This window comes from Dietzia sp. DQ12-76, from assembly GCF_014145045.1.
Taxonomy (GTDB): Bacteria; Actinomycetota; Actinomycetes; order Mycobacteriales; family Mycobacteriaceae; genus Dietzia.
Map to the genome: position 1 here is coordinate 1 of NZ_JAALDV010000189.1, position 8,469 is coordinate 8,469.

The 8,469-nt window shown below is 69.7% G+C and carries 6 protein-coding genes; 4 read left to right on the forward strand and 2 right to left on the reverse strand.

What is annotated here, in order from left to right; genetic code table 11:
- The first annotated feature begins 176 nt into the window (after positions 1–176).
- Positions 177–2,543, forward strand: a complete 2,367-nt coding sequence (locus G6019_RS07715) for a HelD family protein (protein ID WP_182613165.1) — start codon at positions 177–179, stop codon at positions 2,541–2,543.
- Complete coding sequence (locus G6019_RS07720) at positions 2,540–2,971, forward strand: DUF732 domain-containing protein (protein ID WP_182613166.1); 432 nt, start codon at positions 2,540–2,542, stop codon at positions 2,969–2,971. Before G6019_RS07715 ends, G6019_RS07720 begins: the two co-directional genes overlap by 4 nt.
- 34 nt (positions 2,972–3,005) lie before the next feature.
- Here the strand turns inward: G6019_RS07720 and G6019_RS07725 are convergent, their stop codons facing one another.
- Both G6019_RS07725 and uvrB read right to left on the reverse strand, forming a co-directional pair.
- Positions 3,006–3,455 carry a universal stress protein gene (locus G6019_RS07725; RefSeq protein ID WP_107756333.1) on the reverse strand — a complete coding sequence of 150 codons (450 nt, stop codon included), beginning with the start codon at positions 3,453–3,455 and terminating at the stop codon, positions 3,006–3,008.
- 92 nt (positions 3,456–3,547) lie between these two features.
- Entirely contained in the window at positions 3,548–5,683 is a 2,136-nt protein-coding gene (uvrB, locus tag G6019_RS07730; protein WP_107756332.1) for an excinuclease ABC subunit UvrB, read from the reverse strand.
- A 119-nt stretch (positions 5,684–5,802) separates the two neighbouring features.
- Between uvrB and G6019_RS07735 the strand changes: the two genes are divergently transcribed.
- On the forward strand, positions 5,803–7,224 hold the full coding sequence (locus G6019_RS07735; RefSeq protein ID WP_182627338.1) for a DUF4185 domain-containing protein: 1,422 nt from the start codon (positions 5,803–5,805) through the stop codon (positions 7,222–7,224).
- Between the two features lies 1 nt (position 7,225).
- The coding region (locus tag G6019_RS07740; RefSeq protein WP_182627340.1) for a DUF4185 domain-containing protein at positions 7,226–8,469 on the forward strand (1,244 nt) is incomplete at its 3' end.

Consider the following 8,469-nt stretch of genomic DNA (forward strand, 5'->3'; position numbering starts at 1 on the left):
ATCCGACCCTGACGGACCGCCCCACCCGGCGCTGCCCGCCGGTTGCCGACGACCCCGCCCTGACCGGCGGGGTCGTCTGCGTCGGAGCACCCGCCCGACACCCGGTAGCCTGGTTGTCCCGCACCGTGCAGTCCGACGCGACCGCCGCCCGGTCCACACCCTCGAGAGGAGCGCGCATGACGGAGTCCGACGCCGTCGACGAGGAGCAGCGCCACCTCGGTCGTCTCCTCGACCGTCTCGAGGAACTGCGGTCCGACACCCGGGCCCGCCTCGACGCCGTCCTCCGGGGTACGGGGGGCACGCCACAGGCGAGGTCTGAGAGAGAATCGTTCGCGCGGCTCTATTCGGCGGAACTGGCGGCGTACAACGCCGCCAATCTGGGCCTGTACTTCGGACGGCTGGACATGGCCGACGGGGAGGTCCGACGGATCGGCCGCGTGGGGCTGAGGGACGACGACGAGGACCTCACCCCGCTCCTACTGGACTGGCGGGCGGACCACAGCCGCCCGTTCTACCTGGCCACCACCGCCCGTCCAGAGGGCGCACACCGTCGCCGGCACCTGCGCACGATCGGGCGGAGGGTCATCGGGGTGCACGACGAATTCCTCACGGCCCCGGCCGACGGGGAGATACCTGAGAACCACGACGACGTCGTGGGGGAATCCGCGCTGCTCGAGGCCCTGGACAGCGCGCGGTCCGCCCACATGACCGACATCGTCGCGACCATCCAACGAGAGCAGGACGAGATCATCCGCAACCCGCACGCCGGGGTGCTGGTGGTCCAGGGTGGGCCGGGTACGGGCAAAACCGCCGTGGCCCTTCACCGTGCGGCCTACCTCCTCTACACGCACCGCCGCAGGCTTGATCGCAGTGGCGTCCTCATCGTGGGTCCGAACGCGCGATTCCTCGACTACATCGCGCGGGTCCTGCCGTCGCTCGGGGAGTCGGGCGTCGTCCTGCGCACGCTCGCGGACCTGTTCCCCGGGGTCCGGGCCACCGGTCACGAAACGCTCCGCGGCGAGGAGGTCAAGGGGTCCGCCGACATGGTCGACATCCTCAAGGTCGCGGTCCGCGCCCGGCAACTCGCCCCGACTTCGGACGTGGTGGTGCGGTGCGAGGGCCATGCCCTGGTCCTCACACCAGCGGTGGTGCGCGCTGCCCGCGGCCGGGCCAGGATGACGCGACGTCCCCACAACCAGGCGCGATCCACCTTCCTGACCAAGATCGTCGACGCACTCACCGAGCAGTACGTTGCCGTGCTCACCGACCCGGTCGGGCAGGCGGAGGACGCCGCCTGGTCCCCCGGGGAGGGTGGGGTCGGGGACCTCGGGGATCCGGCCCGCCCGCTGCTGGACTCGGATGACAGGGCGGCGCTGCGCGCCGAGGTGGAACGTGCGCCGGAGGTCCTCGCCGCGATCGACGAGTGGTGGCCCACCCTGCGTCCGGAGAGTCTGTTGGCCGACCTGCTCTCCAGCCGCGAGCGCATCTCCGAGGCTGCCGGTGATTATGTGGCCGAGGACCAGGCAGCCCTCTTCCGTGAGGACGGTGGTGCCTTCTCGGTGGCGGACGTACCGCTCCTCGACGAGCTCGCCGAGCTGCTGGGCGAGGACCCGGCGGCGGAGGGCAGCGACGCGGACCGGGCCTGGGCCGAACAGGTCCGGCAGGCCGAGGAGGCCCTCGAGATCCTCACCGGGTCGGCGGTCCAGGACATCGAGGACGACCTCGACCCGGAAGTCCTCATGGCGTATGACGTGGTCGATGCCGAAGCCCTCGCCAGAAGGCACAGCGCGGACTCGGACCTCACCGTCGCGGATCGCGCCGGCGCGGATCGGACCTGGGCGTTCGGTCACGTGATCGTCGACGAGGCACAGGAACTGTCCGTCATGGCGTGGCGCGCGTTGATGCGCCGCTCCCCCAACCGGTGGATGACGCTCGTCGGGGACGTCGCCCAGACCTCGAGCCCGGCGGGCATCGACTCATGGCACGACGCGCTGTCGCCCTACGTCGACGACCGCTGGGTCCTCTGCGAGCTCACCGTCAACTACCGCACCCCGGAGACCGTGTCCGCGGTGGCGGGGCGACTACTCGCGCAGATCGACCCGCGAGCGACCTCACCGCGCCCGGTACGCGCGGGCCACCGTCCGGTCGCATGGCTCGAGACCGAGGCACGGTCGCTGGGCCGGGTCGTGGCCGATGAGGTCTCCGTCGTCCCGCAGGACCGCGCCGTGGCCGTACTGCTGCCCGACGGACCCGAGGAGGAGCACCCCCGCGAGATCGCCGACCTCAGGCGCGCCGTCGCCGAGGCACGCCCCGACACCTCGGTCCTCCCGCTGTCGCTGGCCAAGGGGCTCGAGTTCGACGTGGTGGTGGTGGTGGATCCGGAACGGGTCCTCGGACGGTCCCCGCAGGGACTCCAGGACCTCTACGTGGGGGCCACCCGCGCCACCCAGGAACTGGTCCTCGTCCAGCCCGGACGGTTCGGCCCGTTGCTCTCACTGATCCGGGAGTCGGTCACGGACGGTCCCGAGGAGCTCACCGCATGAGCATCAACGCCATTGCACGACTCTCGGTCGCCACGGTCGTGTGTGCCGTCCTGGCGGTGAGCACCGGATGCGCCGCCGGGGAGGACACCACCGACCGGACCGTGCGCGCGGACACCGTGGGGCAGGGTGCCGACGCCGCCGACGGGCAGCCCGCCGGAACCGCGAGTGGACCCGCCAGGAACGGCAGCGAGCAGGAGTTCCTCGATCAACTCGCCGCCTCAGGACTACCCACGGAGATGACCGCGGCCACCACGGTCGAGGTCGGCCTGGGCATCTGCCGGAGCATCTCCGACGGGGCCGATACCGAGACGATCCTGGATCACCTCCGGCCACTCACCAGCGCGATCGCCGCCCAGGACGCCGACCGCGACACCACCGCGGTCGGCCGGGCCCTCATCGACGCCAGCCGGGCCCACCTCTGCGGCTGACCACCGGCCGGTCCGGCTCGGGTGATCCGTGTACTCAGGTCGTGTGCACGATGAGGACGTCGCACACCGCCCGACGGGCAGCGTCGGCGGGCACCGAACCCAGGAGTCGACCGGTCAGCGAGTTCAGCCCCTTGTTGCCCACAACGAGCAGATCCGCCTCCACCTCGTTGGCCAACTTGATGAGCGATTCGACGGGCGCCCCCTTGACGGTGCGCGCCTCGATGGTGGACGCCCCGGCGGCGGCCGCCCTGTCTCTCGCGGTCCGGACGATGTCCTCGGCGGGATTGTCACCGCGGATCTGATAGGCGTCGTCGCCCAGCTGATCCGCGGCCTGGCTGACCGACCGCGGGTCGGCGGGCACGTAGGCGCAGGCGATCACGAGAGTCGCGGACTCGTCGGCGGCCAGCGCCGCGGCACGATCGACCGCCCGGTAGGACGACTCCGAGCCGTCCGTTCCCACGACCACCTTGTTGTAGGCGCTCAATTGTCTTCCTCTCGTCGGCAACACGTGCTCCCCAGCGTAGTGCGCGGAGGCCCGCGCCGTGCCCGGTAGGCGCGCGACGTCACAGTGACGGGTCAGTCGACTCCGGCCTCGCGCATCCCCTTGAGCTCCTTGCGCAACTCGGCGATCTCGTCGCGGAGCCGACCCGCCAACTCGAACCGGAGGTCCGTGGCCGCCGACATCATCTGCTCGGTCATCTCCCCGATGAGCTTCTCGAGTTCCGCACGCGGCCGCGCCGAATCGCCCGCCGCCCGTGCCCCCACGAGTTCGGGCCGGTCCCGCGGGTCGGGGGAGGACTCCCCGCCGCCCTCCTCCCCGACCCTGTCGAGGATGTCGGCGATCTTTCTCCGCAGTGGCTGGGGGTCGATACCGTGCTCGGTGTTGTATGCGACCTGCTTCTCACGCCGACGGTCGGTCTCCTCGATGGCCTGACTCATCGCTTCGGTGACGGAGTCCGCGTACATGTGGACCTCGCCGGAGACGTTACGGGCCGCGCGGCCGATGGTCTGGATGAGCGAGGTGCTCGAACGGAGGAAGCCCTGCTTGTCGGCGTCGAGGATCGCCACCAGGGAGACCTCGGGCAGGTCCAGCCCCTCGCGGAGCAGGTTGATGCCCACCAGGACGTCGAACTCGCCACGGCGCAGGTCCCGGAGCAGCTCCACCCGCTGCAGGGTGTCGATCTCCGAGTGCAGATAGCGCACACGCACTCCGAGCTCCAGCAGATAGTCGGTGAGGTCCTCGGACATCTTCTTGGTCAGGGTGGTCACCAGGACCCGCTCGTCGCGCTCCGCACGGGCGCGGATCTCTCCGAGGAGATCGTCGATCTGCCCCTTCGTGGGCTTGACCACGATCTTCGGGTCCACCAGACCGGTGGGCCGGATGACCTGCTCGACGAACTCGCCCCCGGTGCGTCCCATCTCGTACGTCCCGGGGGTTGCGGAGAGGTACACCGTCTGGCCGACCCGGTCGGAGAACTCCTCCCACGTGAGCGGACGGTTGTCGAGCGCCGAGGGGAGCCTGAAGCCGAAGTCCACGAGGTTGCGCTTGCGGGAGGCGTCGCCCTCGAACATCGCACCGATCTGCGGGACGGTCACGTGGGACTCGTCGATGACGGTGAGGAAGTCCTCGGGGAAGTAGTCGATCAGCGTCGCCGGAGCGCTTCCCGCCGCGCGACCGTCGATGTGTCGCGAATAGTTCTCGATCCCGGAGCAGAACCCGACCTGCTGCATCATCTCGATGTCGTACGAGGTGCGCATTCGCAGGCGTTGCGCCTCCAGGAGCTTGCCCTGGTTCTCCAGCTCCGCCAACCGGGCCTCCAGCTCCTCCTCGATCGAGGCGATGGCCTTGGCCATCCGCTCGGGCCCGGCGACGTAATGCGTCGCCGGGAAGATCCGCACCTCGTCGACCTTCCGCACGACATCGCCGGTCAACGGGTGGATGTAGTAGAGCGCGTCGATCTCGTCACCGAAGAACTCGATACGCACGGCGAGTTCCTCATAGGTGGGGATGATGTCGACGGTGTCCCCCTTGGCACGGAACGTGCCCCGCGTCATCGAGACGTCGTTGCGCTCGTACTGCACGTCCACCAGCAGTCGCAGCAGCCGGTCACGCTCGACCTCCTGACCCACCGCCAACGAGACGGACCTGTCCAGGTAGGACTGTGGCGTGCCGAGACCGTAGATGCACGAGACCGAACTGACCACGACGACGTCGCGTCGCGAGAGCAGTGACGACGTCGCGGAGTGCCTGAGCCGCTCGACGTCGTCGTTGATGGACGAGTCCTTCTCGATGAAGGTGTCCGTCTGGGCGATGTACGCCTCGGGTTGGTAGTAGTCGTAGTAGGAGACGAAGTACTCGACAGCGTTGTTGGGGAGCATCTCCCTCAGTTCGTTGGCCAACTGCGCGGCGAGGGTCTTGTTGGGGGCCATGACGAGGGTCGGTCGCTGGACCTGCTCGATGAGCCAGGCCGTCGTGGCGGACTTACCGGTACCGGTGGCGCCGAGCAGCACGACGTCCCGCTCGCCTCGCCCCAGGCGCTCGGTGAGCTCGGCGATCGCCGTCGGCTGGTCCCCGGACGGGGTGAACTCGCTGACCACTTCGAACCTGCCGGTGGACCGCTCGACATCCCCGATGGGACGGAACTCGGAATAGGACAGGACGGTCGGGTCTGCGGGGATCCCGTCGTCGGGGATCTCGGTCGCGAAAGCCATACCGCAAGCTTACGAGTCGACACCGACACCCGCCTCTCGACGAAAGAGCCCCCGCATCCCGGGTTGCCATTACTCTGCACACAGACTCCCCTCATCTCGTCCCCTCGTCTGGAGAATCCGTGTCCCGCAGCACACCTCGTCGTCGTCCCCACCTGTCCCGTCGGGCGCGGGCACCCCTCGCGGCGGGTACCGTCGTCGCTCTCGCGATCGGCGCGCTCACGGCGCTGACGGCACTGCCCCCGGTCGCGTCCGCGGCGCCGTGTGACCCGTGGCCCCCGACCGGCGGGACCGGACTCGGCTCCGGTTCCCTCTCCGGATCCGCCGCCATGCCGACCGACGCACCGGCCACCCCCTGGGCGAACGGGGCCAGTGGCTACATCCCCGTCCTCCAGGGACGCACGACGACGGTGGAACTGCTCACGGGGCCCACGAGTCCCAACCGGACGGTCGAACGGTTCGGCATCTCAGGAACCGACCTGGGAATCATGTGGAAGAACGGGGACGCCTCGAACCCCCAGGTGCTCATGGCGCTCGGGGACACGATGGGCGACTGCAGCCTCCCCGGCACCCAGTGGCGCAGCAACATCCTGTTCCGCTCGTCCGACCGGATCCTGTCCAACGGGATGCGGGTCGACAACGCTCCGATGGAGCGCAGCGGTCTGGCCAAGTCCATCCTTCCCCGCTCGAATCTGCCGGGCGAGGTGACCGTCATCCCGACCGCGGGTGTGGAGGTCGCCGGTACGCAGTACCTGCGGTACATGTCGGTCGCCAGCTGGGGCGCCCCCGGTGAGTGGGTGACCAACTACTCCGCGCTCGCCGAATCAAGGGACAACGGGGAGAACTGGACCCCGGTGGCGGGCACCGCCCGGACCGGGACCGGCAGCGCTCGCCTCATACCGTCGGATCTCGGCGCCCCGTTCACCACCCACACCGCCGGCCAGATGAGCGCGTTCCTCAAGCACGACGGCTTCGTCTACGAGTACCTGACCCCGTCGGGCCGCAACGGCGCCGTGACCCTCGCCCGCGTGCCGGAGCGGTCGATCAGGACCATGTCGGCCTACGAGTTCTGGACCGGTGCCGGCTGGGGCCGCGACCACCGCTCCGCCGCGGCGGTGATGCACCCCCGTGTGAGTGAACTGTCCGTCTCCTGGAGTGCTCGACTGGGTCGGTTCATCGCCCTGTACACCAACGGGAACAACGACATCGTGATGCGGCAGGCCGCGAGGCCCGAGGGTCCGTGGTCCGGGGAGGACATCCTGCTGTCCTACCGGCACGTGCCCACCCTCTACGGTGCGTTCGTCCACCCGTGGAGTCCGGCGGTCGAGACGGTGGGATCCGACCTGTACTTCACCATGTCCACCTGGGACGCCTACAACGTCTTCCTCATGCGGACCGACCTCGATCTGATCCCCCCACGGACCCTCCCGGCCGCCGACTCCCGCATGCGCGTCGCGGACAACAGCTGGACCACCGACACCCCGGACCCCGCCGAGACAGGCGAGACCGTGCTCGTCGAGCGGCGTCCGATCCCGAGATCCTGAGATGAGCCGGGCACTCCAGCGGCTGGCCGCGACCGCACTTGCTGCGGTCGCGGCCTCCGTCGCCGCGATCGCCGTCACCGGGTCGGGCACCGCCACGGCCGGGCCGTGCAGCGTCATGTTCGGCAACTTCGGTTCCCTGCTGGAGAACCAGACCGGTGCCGGGATGGGCGGGGGTTCGCTGGGACCACCCGGATCGGGGTCGACCGGGCCCCTCGGGTCCGCCTCGCGGGCCCTGGGGTCGGCCGACCGCTCCGGGTCGCTCGTCCAGCAGCTCGAGACCGGGTCCCTGGGCAACGGCCTGTCCGGCTCCCTCGACACGGTCACCGGATCCGTGTACGGCATGCCGCCGTGGATCACCGGGGAGGAGGGCACAGTCCCCGTCCTCCGCGGCCCGACGCAATTCCTCCAGCTGGTCACCGGCCCCACAGGTCCCGCCGACACCGTCAGCCGCTACGGGGTGACCGGGACCGATCTCGGGATCATGTGGGACAACGGACACGCCACCGATCCGGAGATCCTCATGGCGTTCGGCGACACCATGGGTGACTGCACCCTCCCCGGGAGCCAGTGGCGGTCGAACGTCCTGTTCCGGTCCGGTGACACCGACCTCGGCGACGGGCTGTCCATCGACTCCGCGGCCACCGGTCCCGACGGCCTGGCCAAGTCCATCGTTCCCCGTTCGGGACTTCCCGGGGAGGTCACGATTATCCCGACCGCGGGAATCGCGATCGAGGGGGTCCAGTATCTGCGCTTCATGTCGGTCGCCCACTGGGGCCAACCGGGGTCGTGGACCACCAACTACTCGGGGTTGGCCTATTCGACGGACAACGGCGAGAACTGGACCGTCGTGCCCGCTCTGGCACGGCCGATCACCTCCGCGGTCCCGGTCGGCGACGGCGCACCCCCGGTGGACCCTGTCTGGCGGGACTCGCAGATGAGCTCGTATCTCACCACCGACACCCACCTGTACGAGTACCTCACGCCGTCGGGTCGGCAGGGCTCAGCGATCCTCGCCCGCGTCCCGCTCGCCGGGTCACCGTCTGCGGAGGACCTCGACGCAGCCGGCGGGGCACCTCCGGCCGCGGGCGTCCTCGACCCCGCCGCTTACCGGTACTGGGACGGCGCGGAGTGGGTGGACGATCCGTCGGACGCCGCGCCGGTGCTGCCACGCCCGGCCAGCGAGCTCTCCGTGATGTGGAACCGTCACCTGGGCAAGTACATCGCCATGTACTCCCAGGGGTACAA

Coding starts and splice junctions, on each gene's coding strand:
- uvrB (WP_107756332.1), bottom strand. CDS start 5,683: ATGGCTTTCGCGACCGAGATCCCCGACGACGGGATCCCCGCAGACCCG.
- G6019_RS07720 (WP_182613166.1), top strand. CDS start 2,540: ATGAGCATCAACGCCATTGCACGACTCTCGGTCGCCACGGTCGTGTGT.
- G6019_RS07715 (WP_182613165.1), top strand. CDS start 177: ATGACGGAGTCCGACGCCGTCGACGAGGAGCAGCGCCACCTCGGTCGT.